A 2,945-nucleotide genomic window follows, 5' to 3' on the forward strand; every position below is an offset into this window, starting at 1 on the left:
TCACCGTATTCCAGGTTCCCGGACGCCGGGCAGACTCGCTTCGGTTCGGGCGCTACACCAACTTTCTCGACACTACCATCCGATAAGGGAAGCGGCGGCTTCTATGGCGCCAATGACCCCCTTGCCGAAATCCTTTCCCCCCTTGACGCTCTGTTCGTCTGCGGCATTAGCGATGGAGGCCAATATGGGCAAGATCGGATTCTCGAAATGGTCGTCTTCCCATGCGTTGAAATAAATGGGCAGACATGGCGTCGCGGGGAGTTCTGTCGCGGTTTCTCCTAGCGTCGCGTTAAGTGTCTCTAGGTTGATATCGAGAGCCGGATTTGCCATTTGCAGGACTCTCGCAACTTGCTTTACAAAGAATGTCTTGCCAGAGCCCCAAGGTGCATCAATGACAAAGGTATACGGAGGCTCAACCGCAATGAGCATCTTTAGAAAGTCCTCGATTTCTCTCTTGCGGTGAAGCGGGTCTTGGGTAAGAGCGTCTTCAATTGCTTTCGGTGTAGGTTCTTCGTCGGCTCGTTTCATGGTGACTGCCTTCTTTCTGTGGGCGGGGTTTCGTTTCGGTCTTATTCGTTCTGTAAATAGGATCGAAGGGTTTCTTCTTGTCTAACTTTCATCCGTAGGTTTTACCCTTTAAGTGTTTAACAATGCCTAGACCTGCTATTTTCCATACGCAGTGAAGTGGTATGGTGCTTGAGCTTATGCTGATTTCTATTTGTGTTGGGAGATTGATGGTTAACAAGTCCCGAGAGGGCAGGGACGGTGGGTTTGAAACCTCCGATGTCCTGATCACGGTTTTAACCTCTGCGGCCCTTCCGGTCGCCTCGCGCATCCTTACGCTTGCCTTTGGGGATAATTCCTTGTGGTCTGTCGACCGATTGTTCATTATCTATTTTGCATCATTTTCAGGATGGATATTGAGAAGTTATCTCCAGCTTGTCGTGGAGAGAAACGGAATGAGGGATAAAGGCTATACGTTTATGGATTCAGGTGCGTCGGGGAATGCCATTTGGACGTTTCCCGTTGCTCTTTCTCTATTTTGTTGGAATCTAATGCCAGGCTTAATCTCACTTCTTGCTATCTATTGTGTCGCAGTTTTTCTGCTTTGGAAGTATCGGAATGTCTTTCGCATTGACGTGGGAAGAATGGTATTTATCGGGTTGTGTACGCTTCTTACCGTGCTTGTCGCGGAAGCGTTCTGTGCGGTCTATTTGCCTGATTCGGTATCTGAAATATATCAATTTGTTATCTATACGTTTACGTTGGTTTTTATTATTTCGTTTAATTTTGCGCTCGATCGCTTTCGAATAAAACGCTTCGGTCGCAGGAAATAGGACCCATGATCTTATAAGGGTATGAGGACAACATGGACACTTCTACAAAAAATCAAACGCTCGTATATCGCTTTGTCGATGTAGATCCCGAAGAAGGCCTGGACGCCAAGGACCTTTCTAAGTTCCTAAGCCAATTTGACGGACTGATAAAAGAGGTCGCAAAAGAGTCGGGCACCTTAGAAAATACGTCTATAAAAGTGCGCCCATTTAAAGAAGGCTCTTTTATTACGGAATTCGTGATCCATTGTGTGCCCGGATTGATTGACGCGTTAAACAGTGACGCTATATCTGCAATTAATAATGCCGGCGGTCTTGTGGAGGTTCTATTTGCTATAGCGCACATAATTAAAAAAGTTAAAGAACATATCTCTAAATATAAGCCAACTGACAATGGAACTTTCGTATATGGAGAGGGCTCGGACGCAGTCGTTGTTCCTGTTGAGATCCACGCGCTAGTCCAGTCCCCAGAAATCGCTGAGAAATTTTCTAAGGTCATCACTGGTCCGATGAAATCTTTCAAGAGGCCTTCGAGGGAGATTGAGATTAAGATTGCCGGTAGTAAGGCTTCAGAGGATGCTATTTCTTTTTCTTCAAGCGAGGCGACTTATTTTGACAGCTATAAAGAAGAAGCTTTAAAGGCAACGCAAGAAGAGACGGTTGAGTATTCGTCCCACAATATCTGGGTTCGACCGTTATTTGGTTCCTACGGTGGAGATGTTTCCGGATATACATTTGAGTCGGGCTACGAGGACGAGCAACGAACATACAATAAGGTTCAAATAGACGACCGTGATTTTCTCGAACGCGTGCGAGATGGTGAGTATCGTTTAAATAGTGGCGACCTAATGCGTGTCGATATGACCATTAAAGAGGTCATTAATTTGAGGACGCAAAAAGTCCGAACCGCCGCATGCCATATAACTAAAGTTAGAGATTACCGTCCGATGAAAAGATGTGAACAGCTGACCTTTGCTGATTTTGTTGATGGGGAGAATAATGACTGACGTGCCGAATCAGGCCAATCGATTTGCCCGGACATTGAATGTAGTTCTGCATGCTCCGCAATAGCGACGAAAACAGGTTACTATGTCGATAGTGATACAGTCATCGTTGACTCTAAGTGAGGCGATGACAAAGGAGGGTCGTTGTTCGGTTGTTGCCGGCAACGGCTCTTTGATTTTAGGAGTTACTTTGGCGATAGATTTTTAGACTTTCGCTCAACTTATCGAACTCCTAGAGAGTCATGGCGTTCTAACTGATGCCGCTGTGCTAGATTGTCTGAGACGCGAAATGAATATTTGCTCGTCGGAGCACTGCTGAATATTGGGTCACCTGTGCGGTTCGAATTTTCAATTGTCGAGCAGCTTTTGTCTTCGATGAAGTCTTGCAATTCTAGCAATAATCAAACATATGTTCTATACTTATGGAAGTAGACTTGTTTGGAGGCGTTAGATGGAAGTCGGAAGAGATGACATTGTAGACAGCGTTGTCCGTCTGATAAATGGGGTGGGCCGTAGCCCCTATTTATTCGTGAACTGCACCCCAAAACTTGGACGGCTTAAATAAGAACTACGCCGCAAGGGACTGTCTCCGGAACTCCTCCGGGGT

The 2,945-nt window shown here is 46.0% G+C and carries 3 protein-coding genes; 2 read left to right on the plus strand and 1 reads right to left on the minus strand.

The features are described from left to right. Positions 1-72: 72 nt before the first annotated feature. A complete protein-coding gene (locus PMX21_RS09940) occupies positions 73-528 on the minus strand; it encodes a P-loop NTPase fold protein (RefSeq protein ID WP_271759285.1) in 456 nt (151 codons plus the stop codon). 176 nt (positions 529-704) lie between these two features. Between PMX21_RS09940 and PMX21_RS09945 the strand changes: the two genes are divergently transcribed. Next, positions 705-1,337: a hypothetical protein gene (locus tag PMX21_RS09945; protein WP_271759286.1), complete on the plus strand. Its 633-nt coding sequence runs from the start codon at positions 705-707 to the stop codon at positions 1,335-1,337. Positions 1,338-1,369: 32 nt separating this feature from the next. Continuing rightward, on the plus strand, positions 1,370-2,341 hold the full coding sequence (locus tag PMX21_RS09950; RefSeq protein WP_271759287.1) for an LAPAL motif-containing putative phage structural protein: 972 nt from the start codon (positions 1,370-1,372) through the stop codon (positions 2,339-2,341). Positions 2,342-2,945: the final 604 nt, after the last annotated feature.

This window comes from Collinsella aerofaciens (assembly GCF_028209885.1).
GTDB lineage: Bacteria > Actinomycetota > Coriobacteriia > Coriobacteriales > Coriobacteriaceae > Collinsella > Collinsella aerofaciens_BA.